This is a genomic window from Deinococcus sp. Arct2-2 (assembly GCF_004801315.1).
Taxonomy (GTDB): Bacteria; Deinococcota; Deinococci; order Deinococcales; family Deinococcaceae; genus Deinococcus.
Genome location: NZ_SSNW01000018.1, coordinates 1 through 14,430 on the forward strand (window position 1 = coordinate 1; position 14,430 = coordinate 14,430).

14 protein-coding genes and 3 pseudogenes are annotated in these 14,430 nt (G+C 63.5%); 13 read left to right on the forward strand and 4 right to left on the reverse strand.

Annotated elements, in window-relative coordinates; genetic code table 11:
- Positions 1 to 473: 473 nt before the first annotated feature.
- Positions 474 to 701 (forward strand): annotated as a pseudogene (locus tag E7T06_RS21715) (hypothetical protein); the annotation flags it as partial.
- A gap of 123 nt (positions 702 to 824) precedes the next feature.
- Here the strand turns inward: E7T06_RS21715 and E7T06_RS09610 are convergent.
- Positions 825 to 1,568, reverse strand: coding sequence for an AraC family transcriptional regulator (locus E7T06_RS09610; RefSeq protein WP_136365621.1), 744 nt, complete (start codon positions 1,566 to 1,568; stop codon positions 825 to 827).
- Positions 1,569 to 1,790: 222 nt separating this feature from the next.
- Here E7T06_RS09610 and E7T06_RS22185 point away from each other — a divergent pair, with 222 nt between their 5' ends.
- Together E7T06_RS22185 and E7T06_RS22190 are read left to right on the forward strand one after the other, a co-directional pair.
- Positions 1,791 to 2,264 carry a DMT family transporter gene (locus E7T06_RS22185; RefSeq protein ID WP_346763197.1) on the forward strand — a complete coding sequence of 158 codons (474 nt, stop codon included), beginning with the start codon at positions 1,791 to 1,793 and terminating at the stop codon, positions 2,262 to 2,264.
- Between the two features lie 23 nt (positions 2,265 to 2,287).
- The gene (locus tag E7T06_RS22190) at positions 2,288 to 3,022 is read left to right on the forward strand and encodes a DMT family transporter (RefSeq protein WP_346763195.1); all 735 of its coding nucleotides are present in this window, start codon (positions 2,288 to 2,290) and stop codon (positions 3,020 to 3,022) included.
- Here the strand turns inward: E7T06_RS22190 and E7T06_RS09620 are convergent.
- The 3 genes and pseudogenes from E7T06_RS09620 to E7T06_RS09630 form a co-directional block, all read right to left on the reverse strand.
- A pseudogene (locus tag E7T06_RS09620) lies at positions 2,970 to 3,272 on the reverse strand (NAD(P)H-dependent oxidoreductase); the annotation flags it as partial. The gene E7T06_RS22190 and the pseudogene E7T06_RS09620 overlap by 53 nt on opposite strands.
- Positions 3,273 to 3,279: 7 nt before the next feature.
- Complete coding sequence (locus E7T06_RS09625; protein WP_240740944.1) at positions 3,280 to 4,689, reverse strand: IS66 family transposase; 1,410 nt, start codon at positions 4,687 to 4,689, stop codon at positions 3,280 to 3,282.
- Positions 4,690 to 4,746: 57 nt separating this feature from the next.
- Positions 4,747 to 5,106: an NAD(P)H-dependent oxidoreductase gene (locus E7T06_RS09630; protein ID WP_240740945.1), complete on the reverse strand. Its 360-nt coding sequence runs from the start codon at positions 5,104 to 5,106 to the stop codon at positions 4,747 to 4,749.
- A 416-nt stretch (positions 5,107 to 5,522) separates the two neighbouring features.
- Here E7T06_RS09630 and E7T06_RS09635 point away from each other — a divergent pair, with 416 nt between their 5' ends.
- The 10 genes and pseudogenes from E7T06_RS09635 to E7T06_RS09680 form a co-directional block, all read left to right on the forward strand.
- Entirely contained in the window at positions 5,523 to 6,959 is a 1,437-nt protein-coding gene (locus E7T06_RS09635) for an MmgE/PrpD family protein (RefSeq protein WP_136365623.1), read from the forward strand.
- Entirely contained in the window at positions 6,952 to 7,503 is a 552-nt protein-coding gene (locus E7T06_RS09640; protein WP_136365624.1) for a thiamine pyrophosphate-binding protein, read from the forward strand. Before E7T06_RS09635 ends, E7T06_RS09640 begins: the two co-directional genes overlap by 8 nt.
- Entirely contained in the window at positions 7,500 to 8,093 is a 594-nt protein-coding gene (locus E7T06_RS09645) for a thiamine pyrophosphate-dependent enzyme (RefSeq protein ID WP_136365625.1), read from the forward strand. Before E7T06_RS09640 ends, E7T06_RS09645 begins: the two co-directional genes overlap by 4 nt.
- A gap of 7 nt (positions 8,094 to 8,100) precedes the next feature.
- Positions 8,101 to 8,880, forward strand: coding sequence for a 5-oxoprolinase subunit PxpA (locus E7T06_RS09650; protein ID WP_136365626.1), 780 nt, complete (start codon positions 8,101 to 8,103; stop codon positions 8,878 to 8,880).
- Positions 8,877 to 10,040 (forward strand): acyl-CoA dehydrogenase family protein, encoded by a 1,164-nt coding sequence (locus E7T06_RS09655; RefSeq protein ID WP_136365627.1) that lies wholly within the window; start codon positions 8,877 to 8,879, stop codon positions 10,038 to 10,040. The genes E7T06_RS09650 and E7T06_RS09655 overlap by 4 nt, the downstream gene beginning before the upstream one ends.
- Positions 10,041 to 11,180, forward strand: coding sequence for a CaiB/BaiF CoA-transferase family protein (locus E7T06_RS09660; protein ID WP_136365628.1), 1,140 nt, complete (start codon positions 10,041 to 10,043; stop codon positions 11,178 to 11,180). It begins immediately after the preceding gene.
- Complete coding sequence (locus E7T06_RS09665) at positions 11,177 to 11,338, forward strand: aldolase/citrate lyase family protein (RefSeq protein ID WP_346763196.1); 162 nt, start codon at positions 11,177 to 11,179, stop codon at positions 11,336 to 11,338. The genes E7T06_RS09660 and E7T06_RS09665 overlap by 4 nt, the downstream gene beginning before the upstream one ends.
- The gene (locus E7T06_RS09670; protein WP_136365629.1) at positions 11,335 to 11,835 is read left to right on the forward strand and encodes a MaoC family dehydratase; all 501 of its coding nucleotides are present in this window, start codon (positions 11,335 to 11,337) and stop codon (positions 11,833 to 11,835) included. Before E7T06_RS09665 ends, E7T06_RS09670 begins: the two co-directional genes overlap by 4 nt.
- Positions 11,832 to 13,313 carry an aldehyde dehydrogenase gene (locus tag E7T06_RS09675; RefSeq protein ID WP_136365630.1) on the forward strand — a complete coding sequence of 494 codons (1,482 nt, stop codon included), beginning with the start codon at positions 11,832 to 11,834 and terminating at the stop codon, positions 13,311 to 13,313. The genes E7T06_RS09670 and E7T06_RS09675 overlap by 4 nt, the downstream gene beginning before the upstream one ends.
- Before the next feature lie 30 nt (positions 13,314 to 13,343).
- Positions 13,344 to 14,360 (forward strand): annotated as a pseudogene (locus tag E7T06_RS09680) (carboxyltransferase domain-containing protein); the annotation flags it as partial.
- Positions 14,361 to 14,430: the final 70 nt, after the last annotated feature.

The following is a 14,430-nucleotide window of genomic DNA, read 5'->3' on the forward strand; positions in this document are numbered from 1 at the left end:
AGTCTCCATTGTCGGTCAGACTGAACTCCTCCTCCACAGAACCCTAGCAAGATCACCTCACCAGTTCAGCCAGCTCCTGACCCAGCTGTGTCAGCGATTTTTCGTTCATTCTGCACGCTATCAGGGCGGTTATCGCTGGCTGCATTTAGGCTAATGTCGGGACATTCCCCTGACGTTCCGCCGCTAGACTTCCCGCATCCCAAACAATTCAAGCCAACAGAGTGAAGTTGGCGGGCAGTCTCGCCACACGCGGAGCTTTTTCGTGAATACACGCGTGGTGCGTTCAAGCAGATCTCCTTTCCCAGGATTGCTCTCATACAAGATGAAACTGAGTTTCAACGAGGACACCCGCCTCGCTGTTTCCACAGCAGACGTCCGACGAGTTGAAGTTGGCTTATCGCCACTCCGAGCGGGCGGTGAAGCGCTCCCGCGGGCAGATCTTGTGGCTGGGGATCCCTCGCTTTTGCGGCTCTTCCCACCGTTCAACACGACGTCAACAAGGATTTAAGCGCCGGAAACGTACACAGGAATTTCTCAACCTGCACGCCCGAATCGAGAATCTCTACCATCACATCCGAACCAGCATTTCCGCCACAAGCGTTCCAGACCTGGGCGGCGGGCGCTGCAGGGGTGGCCTGAGGTTCAGGCCACCCCTGCCTCCATCTGCACTGGGGCCAATGAGGGCAACACAACCCATCTGACGCTTCACCAGCGTGATCTGGTTGAAGTTTCCCTTCGCCTGACCGTTCCTCCAAGGCGGCGTTACTGCGGCCAGCCATGCGGTTGGAGATCAGATTTAGTGGGCAAGCTTAATCTGCGAGTCTTCATTTTCTGATCAAAACTCGGTCACGGTACGCCTGTGGGGTAATACCGGTGACCGTACGGAACTTGCGGGTAAAGGCGCTGTGATCAGCGTAGCCGCAGGCGTGGGCAATTTCAGAGATAGACAGTATGGGCTTGCGAAGCAGTTCTACAGCAGCATTGAGCCGCGCCTTGATCAAGAACTGCTGCGGCGTCACCTGGCACACCCGCCGTAGCAACCGCTCAAAGTTGTCTTCCGACAAGCCAATATGGGCAGCCAGAACCGGGATCCGCAGGGGCTGATCGCAATGCGCCTGCATATAGCTGAGGGCCTCTGCGATCCGTGCAAAGTCCGCATGTCTCTCCAGAGGAACGGGGACGTCCCGCGAGACTCCCGCTAACCCCACCACCTCACCCGCCGCGTTTCGCACAGGAACCTTATGTGTCAGGCACCAGATAGGTTCACCCCGCGGGCCGAAATACATTTCCAGCACGTCCCGCAGCTCCTGACCCTCCTGCAGTGTCCGCACGTCCTGCTCATTGAAACGCTGTCCAGGGTCGCCCATAAAGACCTCGGCAGCGGTGCGGCCCAGCACATCGCGCTTATGCAGGACTCCAGTGCGCCGCCGTAGGGTGTCATTCACACTGACATAACGGCCCTGAAGATCCTTCACAAAAAAGATCAGATCGGGTACGCCGTCCAGCAGGGCCTCTATAGGCCAGCTTCCATCTGGTGCGGGGCGCAGCCAAGCCCGGGGATCGTCCATGGGCTTAGTCTGTCATACCGATCTTTTCCTGAGAAAATGCCGGCCTCCGCGGGAAAACTCGCAACATCGATCAAGACAGTTGGCCGTGCTCTGTCTACGCCAGAAGCATGTTGAAGGTTCCTCCACTCCCGGCTCAGACCACCCAGACCGCGCACGGCGACGGAAAGGGCGTTGGACTAGCCCTGCTCTTCCGGCACACTAGGACTCTGGGGCAAGTTGGCTATGACCCTCCGGCTGACCACACCTACCCTGCTAAGTTGGCGCCGTGGTCTCGCAGCCCTCCTGCCCTTTGCTCTCGGTTTCGGGCGCCTTCCCCTGCGCATGCGGGCCGAACTGTTCCCGCTCAGCGCCATCTATACAGCCTCTACGGTGCCGTACTTCATGGCGCTCGCCCGGATTTCCGCCAGTACCGCTGCACTACTGGTCTACATTGCTCCAGCCTGTGTCCTCCTCTACGGCCTTCTGGCCCGCGTCCGCCCTTTACGCTGGCAAACGGGGGCACTGCTGTGCACCCTGACCGGTCGTGGGGTTGCCGAGCGCTGCCGACCGCGATCTTACCGGTCTGCTGCGGGGCCGGATCAGTGGAGGCCTGTACGGCGGATAGCTGTTCGCCAGCGGCCGACTGGCCCGCACGGCCTCCCCCCTTACCGTGGCGGCGCACCTCTTTTGTGTGCGCCGCCACTTTTGCGCTGCTAGGTGGGGTAACTGCACAGTTAGCGGTGCCGAACAGTCCCGCGCAATGGGGAATTCTTCTCGCCGTGCTGCTGATCCCAACGCTGGTGTCCCTGCCTGCTCTGTCTGAAGCCGTGGGGCGGATCGGCCCAGCGCGCGTCAGCCTGCTTGCCACGACTGGTCCCCTTTGGGCCACCTTGTGTGCGCTGCTGTTTTTAGGCGAGCAGCTGCACTTCACCCAGAGGGTGGAGGGTGGGGGGAGCCCTGATTCTGGCGGGCGCCGCCTCCACACAGTGGACGCCAAAGCCTGTCTCAGCTTCACCCGTGGAGGCAGCACGCGTGTGAAGGGCCTTCGCTCTGGCATGGTGTACGGGTTCGTCAGGTCGGGAATGGGCGATGACCGCGCCCACGAGGTGAGGGGGGATCCCCTGTGCCATGCAGGCCCCCGTGAAGGTAAGCAAGATGGGCAGCGTGCACCCACAGCAGCTTGGGCAGTAGGTTCAACTTGGGAGAAAAGCGCTGCACCAGTGCGTCTAACAGAGGCTAAAGCTGCTCTGAAGAGTGCTTGTCTGGCATGTAGAGGGTCAACGCGAGCAAAGATCTGCTGTCAGCAGCCATCAATAAGGGCTAAGGATCAGGGACATGAGTGCAGCTTGGTCAGTCATTGGCGGTTGCTCCAGTGTTCCACGACAGCACCGGCCGGGTGTCCAGGCTGGAGAAGGCCTCGCGAACCTGTACCAACTGCTGCGCCCGCTCTTCGGGGGTTTTCCGCACCGGGCTGAAGCTCACGACGGGCGCGAGAACGTTGTAGCCGACAAAATAGAACATGCCGTGCTGAATGTGAAACAAGATGACGTCCATCTCGCCGTCCCGCGCGCCAGAACCGAACATGTCCTCGGTGCTGCCGGTGGTGAAGAGCAGCATCGCCCGTCGGCCCTGGAACCCCCCTGTTTCAAAGCGGCCGACACTTCCCCCATAGGCCACGCGTCTGTGATTAGCGACCCCAGGGGTACCCGGCTGGAAGCCGGACACCCAAGCGTTATCGGGTGAGACTGGTCAGAACTGTGACAGGGTCCTGACCGCGCAACCGCGCGGTCTCCACGGTGGACTTGATCCGCATGTACGTCTGCGCGCCCACTGCATTCTTGCTGCACTGCGAGACTTTCCTGGCTATAACCACAGTCCGCAGGCTCCGTTCCGCCGCGTTGTTCGTCGGTGGAATATCCGGGTCCTTCAGAAACCGCCACAACCGATCCAGCACGTCTTGCTTCAGGATGCCCAGTCGGAGTCGCTCGTTCGCTTTCGACTTCAGAGGCGCTCGATTCAGCAGGGCGTCCAAGCGCAGGGTGAGTTCCTCACCCTGCTGCGTGTACTCCTCCCGCGTGTACGCACCCGTCGTCACGTCCCGGTGCAGTCGGACGCCGTCCCGAAAGACCTGTGCGACCCGCTGTCCGTACAGCTCTCCACGCCCGGGACGCCGCTGTTCCTCGGCGGCGACCTCATCCGCGTTGCGGATCAGGTGCGCCAGGCACTTCTGCTGCCGGACGTCCTGCAGGAAACGGCTGTCGTACGAGGAGAAGCGGTCGCTGACCAGCACGCCCGCGAAGTTCTGTCCCAGCCCTTCTCTGACTTCCACGTTCGTGTGCCGCAGATTCGCGCGGAAGACCACGGTGTCCGCGCTGCGGAACGCGCCCACCCAGGCCTTCTGGGTGCCGATCCGCCAGCCGGTGTCGTCGTGATGGACGAAGGCAGCCTGTTGCACGTGTGCTTGGAGAGCCTCAACGTGCGCGGCCAGGGGACGGCCGTCGGCGGCGAGCCGCTGTGCGGCTTGCGTGATCGCACCTTGCGTGACCTGCACGCCGCTGAGGAGAGTCATGACCCGACCGATTCGGCGAACCGGCAAGCCAAGCTCGTGATGCAAGGTCTGAAGGGTGGCGTGCAGGACCGGCCCAAGTCGATGGGCAGTGGCACCTACTTGATCGGCTTTCAGGGCGGGATGATCACCACGCACCGCGTGGTGACACTGAGGGCACTCCATGACGGGCACGTGGTACTCGGTGACCTGCATGGCGTTCTGAGGGGCGAGTTCCGTGACCCAGGCTTTGTCGTGACGGGTGAGGATCAGCGATCCCGTGAATCCGCAACGAAGACAGCTGTTGGGCGAGTCGACCTGCACGGTCTCGGTGACCTGGTGCGGCAGGGGTGGGGACTTGTGCGCGAAGGTGCCTTCACCAGGACGCCGTCCCGGTGATTTGGGAGCGGCGGTGTACTTGTCCCGGCTGAAGGGCGCGGCGTACTTGCGGGCCCGTCGTTCCAACTCTTCGATACGCTTCTTCAAGCGGGCAATTTCAGCCTGGAGCACTTTATTCTGCGCGGTCAACTGGTCGTTCTGTTCGGACTGGCGACGAATGATCTCGAAGAGATCTTTCTCAGTCACCTTGGAACCCATGGACAGCATGGTAACGGCAAAGAGTGCCCAGCTTCCAGCCAGGCACTCTGGGAGGCGCTAATCACAGACGACGCGGTCTACCCAGCCTTTGAGAAGGGCGGGCAGGGAGAACCACCACATCGGAAAGGAGAAGACCAGCAGATCTGCCCGCCGCACCTTCTCGATCTCTGCTGTGAGGTCTAGGGTAAAGGTGCTGTGCTTGACGGCTTCGACTTGTTCAATCTGCGGTTTGAAGTGTCCGACCAGCTCATGCTCAAAATCGTTCCGGCCAAGTTCGGGGTTCCAACCCACCGGGTAGAGGTCACTGATCTCGACCGTATAGCCCTGAGCTTCAAGAGTCCTGGCAGCCTCCCACATCTGAGCAGAGCAGAAAGATTTGGGTTCTGGATGGGCATGAACAATCAGTGCATGTGGCATAGACGTCTCTCCTGAGAATCAAAGGTCAATGATCTGGATGCGGGGCTGCGGACAGTCCCGGGCGGACACTCTGCCGAGGCAAAGGCAGCCAACTCAGCCCAGAGGTGAGAACAGTATCTCGCCCAGCGCGGCTGATGTCTTGAATAGATCAGGGCTTTAGGCTGTGGAAATTAGCATAGGAACCTCCCTCGTGCCTGGCAGACCAAACAGCCGCGCCGGGCCCATCCTGTCGCGTCACAGCTCCTTGTGTTGGTCGGAACACAGCTCCGGAGTCGCGCAGCTGATGCCGAGCCCCGGATAACCGCCGAACGCACAGAATTCGAGTTTATGGCACCATCGCCTCTCCACCTCCTGTGCCGTTTTCCGCAGGACACCCGGGTAAAACGCTCAAGACACTTGGCCGGAACTGAAGGACAATGAACAGCACTTCAACGTTCAAGGAGAACCGCGTGCCCCACGCTGGAACCAGTGCCGTCCTCGCTGCATTCATGGCGAATCCCCCCTTCATCCCGGATACCGTTCTTGAGGATGCCCGCCGGAGCGTTCTCGACGGGCTCGGTTCTCTGCTCGCCGGTTCGCTGGAACCCCCTGCCCGCATGGTTCAGGACTTGGTGCGCGGTCTCGGGCAGGCTGACGACGCCAGCGTCTTCAGTGCCGGGAGGGCCAGTGCCGCGGGGGCGGCTCTGGCCAACGGCGTCGCGACGCACATCCTTGAACTCGACGACATTCACAAGGGCTCCACCATTCATGCCGCTGCGCCCATCATCCCGGCCGCCCTAGCCGTGGCCGAACGTGAACATCAAAGCGGCGCCGCTTTTCTGCGGGCCGTCGTGCTGGGTTACGAGGCTGCGCTGCGCATCGGGGAAGCCGTCAACCCCAGCCATTACCGCTACTGGCACCCCACCGGCACGGTCGCTACCTTTGGCGCGGCGGTTGCGGCCGGTGCCCTGATGGGCCTGAGCCAGCGTCAGATGCTTGACGCGCTGGGTACCGCCGGCACCCAGGCGGCTGGCCTCTGGGAATTCAATGCGAGCGGCGCCATGAGCAAAACCCTGCATCCTGGCAAGGCCGCCATGAACGGCGTGATGGCCGCAGATCTGGCCCGGCGCGGCTTCACAGGCGCACCGACCATCTTGGAGGGGCCACGCGGGTTTTTTGCAGCGACCAGCGCCGTCCATGACGCCGAACGGGTAACCACTGACCTGGGTGTGTTGTGGAAGGTCAGCGAGAACGGCTACAAACTGTACTCGTGCTGCGGCCACACCCACACGGCCATCGACGCGGCGCTCGCGCTGCGCCAGGCCCACGGGTGGACGGCCGACTGGGTACTGAACCAAGTTCGTGAGGTGCGCGTCGCCACGTACGGCCCGGGCTGGGACATCGTGAGTGAGCGAAATCCCCACACGCCGTACCAGGCCAAATTCAGCCTGTCCTACGTGGTTAGTGCGGCCTTGCTGGAAGGCGCGGTCGGCCTGACCCAGTTCAGTGAGGACCGTTTCGGCCCTTCTGGAGTGAGGCAGGAGCTGTTGGCCCGCTTGCTGCCGCGGGTTCAACCCGCCGTCTCTGCGGAGCTAACCGCCAGGTATCCGGCGGCATGGCCTGCCCGTCTGGAAGTGGAATTGATTGACGGTCAGGTGCTGCGGGCTGGGGGGGACTTCCCCCGGGGAAATCAGGAGAACCCAGTCAGTACAGCCGAGCTCGAAGCCAAATTCTGCGCGCTCGTTGAGCCCCGCTTCAGTCAGGCCGTGAGCGAACGGGCGCTGGCACTGGTTCGCCACATTGAAGCGGTTCCCGACCTGGCGGTGGCCGGCGCGGAACTCAACACCCTTTGCCAAGGAGCGCGACATGAGTGAACCTGTCTCAACTTTTCAGAACCCGGCTGGAACTTGGTCCCTGGCGGTCTATGACGTCCTCAAAGCGCAAAACGTCCGGCTGGTGCCGTTCGTGCCGGATGGAGGGCACCGCGGCCTGATCGAGCACTGTCAGGCCGACCCGGACATGCGCGCTGTGACCCTGACCACCGAGCAAGAAGGCGTTGCCTTGGCAGCCGGCGCCTGGGTAGGCGGCGTGCGGTCCGTGCTGCTCATGCAGTCGAGCGGTGTTGGCAACTGCATCAACATGCTCTCGCTCCTCAAGACCTGCCAGATGCCCCTCGTGATCTTGGTCACCATGCGCGGCGAGTGGGGGGAGTTCAACCCCTGGCAAGTCCCCATGGGGCAGGCCACTCCGGAGGTACTCCGGGCCATGGGCGTTCTGGTTCAGAGAGTGGATGATCCGGAGCTCCTGCCTGGGGAGGTGGACGCGGCCCTGCGGCTGGCGTACAGCACCTATAGTCCGGTCGCGGTGCTGCTCTCGCAAAAGCTGTTGGGGGCCAAAAAGTTCGGGGGGAGCAAATGAACGCGCCCCAACTGGAACGCCGGGTGGTCATGGCGCAGCTGCTCGAAGAGCGCGGAAGTCTGCTGGCCGTCACCGGCTTGGGGGCCACTGCTTGGGACCTTGCCTCACTGTCTGACAGCCCGCACGACTTCCCGCTGTGGGGCGCGATGGGCGGCGCCGCCATGTTCGGCCTGGGCCTGGCCCTCGCCCAACCAGACCGGTCAGTGGTGGTGTTCACAGGAGACGGTGAACTGCTGATGGGCCTCGGCGCACTGTCGACCATCGCCGTCACCCGGCCCCCAAACCTGAGCGTGGTCGTGCTGGACAACGAACGCTACGGAGAGACGGGAGCGCAGCCTACCCACACTGCGGCCGGAGTCGACCTCGCCGCTGTGGCCCGCGCCTGCGGGTTTGAGCGAACCATCACCGTCCGGGAGGAGAGCGGCATTCCTGCCTTGCGGGCCGGCCTGCACGCGGGTGAGAGCCCCCTGCTGGCTGTGGTGAAAGTGGCCCTCACGGCGGATCCTATGACCCTCCCGCCCCGGGACGGCACCTACTTGAAAAACCGCATGCGGGCCGCGCTGCTGGGTCCAACGGCGATCTACGAGTGAGGGGAAGATGTTCGTCGACCTGAATGCCGACGTGGGCGAAAGCTTTGGAGCGTGGACGCTCGAACACGACGAGGCGCTTTTTCCCTTTCTGTCTTCCACAAAGCTCGCCTGCGGCTTTCATGCGGGGGATCCCGTCACCATGCACGCCACCCTTAAGCTGGCCCGGCAGTTCAATATGGGGGTCGGGGCTCTCCCCAGCTTCCCCGACCGGGTAGGGTTCAGGCCGCGCATTCCGGAGGCGAGCTCCGAGGAGGTGTACGCAGACGTGCTGTACCACGTGTGTGCCCTGGCGGCCTCGGTGGGCGTGCCCCTCCGGCAGGTGAAGGCGCACGGCGCCCTCTCCATCTGCGCTTGGACGCATGCCCCAACCGCCCAAGCCATTGCTCAGGCCGTCTACGGCGTGCATCCCACTCTTCCCCTCTTGGTGCTGCCCACCACCTTGCTGGAGACCGAAGCGCGGAAGTTGAGCCTCCCCGTCGTGTTGGAACTCTTCCCGGAGCGGGCGTACCTGCATGACGGGCACTTGGCCCCGCGGAGCCTGCCGGGTTCCAGCATCCACAACCCGCACGAGGCGGCCTGCCGCGCCGTTACGATGGTGAAGGAAGGGCAGATTCAGACCCTGGACGGCGGCTTCTCCGAATTCAAAGCAGACACCTTTTGCGTTCACGGTGACACCCCGAACGCCGTGGAGATCGCCTGCGCCATCCGCGCTGCCTTGGAGGCGGAAGGAATCGAAATCCGGGCTGTTGCCGTTCCCACCCTGCGCCGCCCTGAGGTACCTGCATGACCCTGACCCGCTCGCCCATGACCTATCCTGAACTCCGCGAACCGGTTCGTGATCTCTGCGCCCGCTTTGACACCCAGTATTGGCTGGACGCTGAACGCGCCGGCTACCCTGAAGCGTTCGTCGGTGCCCTGACCCAGGCCGGCTGGCTCGCGGCCCTGATTCCCGAGGACTACGGCGGCGCAGGCCTGGGCCTGACCGAAGCCAGCGTCATCCTTGAGGAAATCAACCGATCTGGCGCGAATTCCGGTGCTTGCCACGCCCAGATGTACATCATGGGCACCCTGCTGCGCCACGGGTCAGACGAGCAGAAAGCGCAGTACCTGCCCCGCATTGCCAGCGGAGAACTGCGCCTCCAGTCCTTCGGGGTGACTGAGCCCACCACAGGTTCCGACACCACCCGGCTCAAAACCACCGCAGTGCGCCGGGGTGACACCTATGTGATTAATGGGCAAAAGGTGTGGACCTCCCGCCTTCAGCATTCCGATCTGCTGCTGCTGCTGGCCCGAACCACGCCCCTGGCGAACGTCCGCAAGAAGACAGAAGGCCTGTCCACCTTCTTGATCGACCTCAGGACCATTGACCGCAGCCGCATGACCGTGCGGCCCATCCAGAACATGGTAGGACACGAGACCAATGAAGTGTTCTTCGATGATCTGGACATTCCCGCCAGCAGCTTGGTCGGGTTGGAAGGACAGGGCTTCCGGTACGTGCTTGACGGCATGAACGCCGAGCGGATCCTGATTGCGGCGGAGTGTGTGGGGGACGGGTACTGGTTTACCGAGCGGTCCAGCCGCTACGCCAGCGAGCGAGTGGTGTTCGACCGGCCGATCGGGCAAAACCAGGGAGTCCAGTTCCCGATTGCCCGCGCCTACGTGAACGTACGTGCAGCTGACCTGATGCGGTATGAGGCGGCGGCTCTCTTTGATGCGGGGCGCCCCTGCGGTGCCGAAGCCAACATGGCCAAGCTGCTGGCTGCAGACGCGTCCTGGGAGGCGGCGAACGCCTGCCTCCAGACGCACGGAGGCTTCGGCTTTGCCGCTGAGTACGACATCGAACGCAAGTTCCGCGAAACGCGGCTCTATCAGGTGGCGCCCATCAGCACCAATTTGATCTTGTCGTTTGTCGGCGAGAAGGTGCTGGGCATGCCGAGGTCGTACTAGATGCTGCCCCTAGAAGGTCTGCGGGTGGTCGCACTGGAGCAAGCGGTCGCTGGGCCGTTCTGCTCGCGCCAGCTGGCGGATCTGGGGGCGGATGTCATCAAGGTCGAGCGCCCCGGCGAAGGAGACCTCGCGCGCGGGTATGACGGCGCACTCGGCGGGGTCTCGGCGTACTTTGCTTGGCTCAACCGTGGCAAGCGCAGCGTGGTGCTGGATGTGAAGAGCCCGGATGGAGCGGCGGCCCTAGAGAACTTGCTCGCCGGCGCAGACGTGTTTGTGCACAATCTCCTGCCCGGGGCGGTCGAGCGCCTGGGCTTCGGGTGGGACACGGTTCGCGAGCGCTTTCCGCGCCTGATCTGGGTGTCCATCTCTGGCTACGGCCTGTCCGGTTCATACGCGCACAAAAAGGCCTACGACATGCTGATCCAGGCTGAAGCGGGGGTGATCGCCCTGACCGGCAGCGCTGAGGCCGCCGCCAAAGTTGGTATCTCCGTGGCGGACATCGCCAGTGGGCTGTACGCCCATTCCAGCATTCTCGCGGCCCTGCTGGCGCGTGGGCGCACTGGGCAGGGAGAGCGCATTGAAATTTCCATGTTTGAGGCCCTGACCGAATGGATGATGCCCCCCATGTACAGCCTGATCGGTCAGGGGCGTGCGCCAGGCCGCGCGGGGTTGCGGCACAACATGATCGTGCCTTACGGCGCTTACCGCTGTGCAGACGGCCAGGTCATGTTTGCCGTCCAGAACGAGCGTGAATGGATGAACTTCTGCACCGACGTACTCGGGCGCCCTGACCTGACCAACGATGAACAGTTCGCGACCAATGCCCAGCGACTCGCGCACCGCGCCCCACTGGAAGACACCATCGAAGCGGCCTTCGCGGCCTTGAGCCGGGAGGAGGTGAGTGCTCGTCTGGAACGGGCTGGCATTGCCAGCGCCCGGGTCAACAGCGTGCAGGAGGTGGTAGATCACCCGCAGTTGCAGGACCGTCAGCGCTGGACGCAGGTGCAGACGCCAGCGGGCACCATCCCGGCCCTGCTCCCACCTCACAACCTTGGAAGTGCGCCCCCACGCATGGGCCGTGTCCCTGCCCTGGGGGAGCACACTGCCGAGGTGCTGGCAGAACTGCAGGGCGCGCCATGATTCCCGCGCGGCTGGAACGCGGCCAGTTGTACGTCCCTGCCCACCGCTGGCACATGATTGAGAAGGCCAGGACGGGCCCAGCAGACGCGGTGGTGCTGGACCTTGAGGATGCTGTGCCGCTGGAGGAGAAATACGCTCAGGAAAGGAGAACCCTGTGACCAGCTCCACCGGCGGCCGCTGCTTCGAGGACTTCAAATCCGGCCAGGTCATTGAGCATCCCCTCGGCCGAACCGTGACTCAGAACGACAACATCTGGTTCACCCTCCTGACAAATAACACCAACCCCATCCACTTTGACGCGCATTACGCCGCGCACACAGAATTTGGGCGGCCCTTGGTGAACAGTGCGTTCACCATCGCGCTCGTCACGGGTCTGTCGGTATCAGACATGTCGCAGAACGCCGTGAACCTCGGCTGGGATGAAGTGCGCCTCCCACACCCGCTGTTTGAGGGGGATACGGTGTATGCCCGCAGCGAAGTGCTGTCCCTACGCGAGTCCCGCTCGCGGCCCCACCAAGGGGTGCTGACATTCAAGACCTCTGGTTACAACCAGCACGGCACGGTCGTCTTGGAATTCAAACGCACTGTTTTGGTGTATCGGCGCGCGCACGTGCCGAGCGTGACCTCGAGGCCCAGCATGAAGGAAACCCCATGACCCTGCCCGAGTACCCGCTCTACATTGGCGGCCAGTTCGTGCCCGCTCAGTCCGGTGCGCTGGTCGACACCGTCAATCCCTATACCGGGAAGGTCTGGGCGCGCGTACCGGAGGCCGGGCCGGAAGATGTGAATGCCGCCGTCCGCGCGGCCCGCGCCGCACTGGACGACGGCCCCTGGGGGCGCCTGACCGGGCGGCAACGGTCGAAATTGATTCACAGGCTCGCCCAGATCCTGGAACGTGACGCCGACCTGCTGGGAGAGATCGAGACGCGCGATAACGGCAAGCTGCTGCGGGAAATGCTGGGTCAATGCCGGATGCTGCCCGAGTGGTACGAGTACTACGCGGGAGCGGCCGACAAATTGCATGGTGAGACCATCCCCAGCGACAAACCAAACTATTTCATCTACACCCGCCGCGAGCCGGTCGGCGTGGTGGCCGCGATCATACCTTGGAACTCTCCACTGCTGCTGCTCACCTGGAAGTTGGCTCCGCTCCTGGCTGCAGGCTGCACGGTGGTGGTCAAGCCTGCTGACCAGACGCCGGTGTCGGCGCTGGAATTTGCCCGGCGGGTGGAGGAGGCCGGGTTCCCGCCGGGCGTGTTCAATGTGGTCACAGGCGGCGCGGCTGTGGGCGCGGCTCTGGTGGCCCACCCGGGTGTAGACAAGGTGGCCTTTACGGGCAGCACCGACGTCGGCATCAAGGTCGGGCAGGCGGCGATGGGTCACCTCGCCAAGGTGAGTCTTGAATTGGGGGGAAAAAGCCCCAACATCGTCTTCGAGGACGCTGACGTGGACGCTGCGGCCAACGGCGTGATCGCTGGAATCTTTGCGGCGGGCGGTCAGACCTGCATCGCCGGGTCTCGGTTGCTGGTGCATGACTCCATCCACGATGAGCTGGTGTCGCGTGTGGTGCAGCGGGCGCAAACCATCAAGCTCGGGGATCCGCTTGATCCGGAGACCGAGATGGGCCCAGTCGCTTTCCGAGCGCATCTGGACAACATCTTGCGCCGCTGTGAGGCTGGAGAGCAGGAAGGCGCCACATTGGTGACGGGTGGACGGCGCGCCTCGGGCGGTGACCTGGATGCCGGTTTCTTCGTGGAGCCCACAGTCTTTACGGGTGTTCACAGCCGCATGAGCCTGGCCGCTGACGAAATCTTCGGCCCCGTGCTGTCCGTGCTGGCCTTCAGAGATGAGGCCGAAGCGGTGCAACTGGCAAATGACTCCCGCTACGCCCTGGCCGCGGGTGTCTGGACCCGGGATGTTCAGCGCGCCCACCGTGCGGCACACGCAATCAAGGCGGGCACCGTCTGGGTCAACGCCTACCGCGCGGTGAGTTACAACGCACCGTTCGGGGGGTTCAAACACAGCGGCATCGGCCGGGAAAATTCTCTGGAGGCAGTCCACGACTACCTGGACACCAAGACCGTCTGGGTAGAACTGAGCGGCGCCACCCGCGATCCATTCACGATCGGCTGACCCGTGCAGCGTCTCGAAGGCTTCTCCATCGTGTTCGGTGCTGAACTGAACCGCAGTGACACTGACCGCCTGCACGCCCTCCACCGGGCGCTGCGGGACAACCTGATCCTTGGTGTGACAGACCTCTACGCAGGGTACGTCAATCCGTACGTGGAATATGAGGCGGTTCAGACTGCCTGGATCACGGTCTGCGAGTGGGTGAGGACGCACCTGCCAGCCGCTCTGGACGCCCAGCACCAGGCACGCCTCCCAGTGACGCTCCCTGTCAGGTACGACGGTGAGACTCTCGTGGACGTCGCTGCCCGAACGGGGATGGGTGAGCGTGAGGGGATTCGCCTGCATACGCAGCCGGACTACTATGTGTACGCCGTGGGGTTTCTGCCAGGCTTTCCCTTTCTGGGGGAGGTGGAGGCCCTGCGCCTTCCCAGGCGGGACACGCCACGTCTCCAGGTGCCGTTCAACGCGGTCGCAATCGCCAATGCGCAGAGCTGCGTGTACGTGCTGCCCTCGCCGGGGACCGCCCTCACCACGATCTACGCCCCGGGCCGGGACGCCCCCTTCCCTCTCTCGCCCGGGGACACAGTTCGGTTCGTTGAAGCTCAGGAGGATACGCCTGACCCTCTTGCGGTTTGTCCTTTGTGGCCTGGCGTTCCTGCCCATCCCGCCCTGCGGGCCGAGAAACCTGGACGGCTTGACTTGCTCGGCCGCTTTGTTCAGGCCCATCACGGCATGGCGCGCAGCGGCCCACTGGATGAGTGCGCCCCGGCCTTGGCCGACCACATCGTGGGCAACCCGCCAATCACCCTCCTGCTCGAACTCACGCTCCTCGGGCCACCACTGACCGCCTTACACGAGGTTGTGCTGGTGGCCGTGGGCCACGGCATGACCAGGCAGGTCGCTGGCCGAGCTGTACCCGCCCAGTCGCCTTTCGTGTTGCGTGCAGGCAAAACACTGGGGTTCACACCGACTGGAGAAGGCGCCCGCTCGTATCTGGCGGTGGCGGGCGGCCTGGAAACGCGGCCGTTCCTGGGGAGCAGCAGTGTCGGCCCTCCCCTGATGGTTGGTGACGTGCTCGGCCTAGACCGTCAACCAGTCCTCGCGGCGGCGCCCACCGGGA

Coding starts and splice junctions, on each gene's coding strand:
- E7T06_RS09610 (WP_136365621.1), bottom strand. CDS start 1,568: ATGGACGATCCCCGGGCTTGGCTGCGCCCCGCACCAGATGGAAGCTGG.
- E7T06_RS22185 (WP_346763197.1), top strand. CDS start 1,791: ATGACCCTCCGGCTGACCACACCTACCCTGCTAAGTTGGCGCCGTGGT.
- E7T06_RS09625 (WP_240740944.1), bottom strand. CDS start 4,689: ATGGGTTCCAAGGTGACTGAGAAAGATCTCTTCGAGATCATTCGTCGC.
- E7T06_RS09630 (WP_240740945.1), bottom strand. CDS start 5,106: ATGCCACATGCACTGATTGTTCATGCCCATCCAGAACCCAAATCTTTC.
- E7T06_RS09635 (WP_136365623.1), top strand. CDS start 5,523: ATGAACAGCACTTCAACGTTCAAGGAGAACCGCGTGCCCCACGCTGGA.
- E7T06_RS09640 (WP_136365624.1), top strand. CDS start 6,952: ATGAGTGAACCTGTCTCAACTTTTCAGAACCCGGCTGGAACTTGGTCC.
- E7T06_RS09645 (WP_136365625.1), top strand. CDS start 7,500: ATGAACGCGCCCCAACTGGAACGCCGGGTGGTCATGGCGCAGCTGCTC.
- E7T06_RS09650 (WP_136365626.1), top strand. CDS start 8,101: ATGTTCGTCGACCTGAATGCCGACGTGGGCGAAAGCTTTGGAGCGTGG.
- E7T06_RS09655 (WP_136365627.1), top strand. CDS start 8,877: ATGACCCTGACCCGCTCGCCCATGACCTATCCTGAACTCCGCGAACCG.
- E7T06_RS09660 (WP_136365628.1), top strand. CDS start 10,041: ATGCTGCCCCTAGAAGGTCTGCGGGTGGTCGCACTGGAGCAAGCGGTC.
- E7T06_RS09665 (WP_346763196.1), top strand. CDS start 11,177: ATGATTCCCGCGCGGCTGGAACGCGGCCAGTTGTACGTCCCTGCCCAC.
- E7T06_RS09675 (WP_136365630.1), top strand. CDS start 11,832: ATGACCCTGCCCGAGTACCCGCTCTACATTGGCGGCCAGTTCGTGCCC.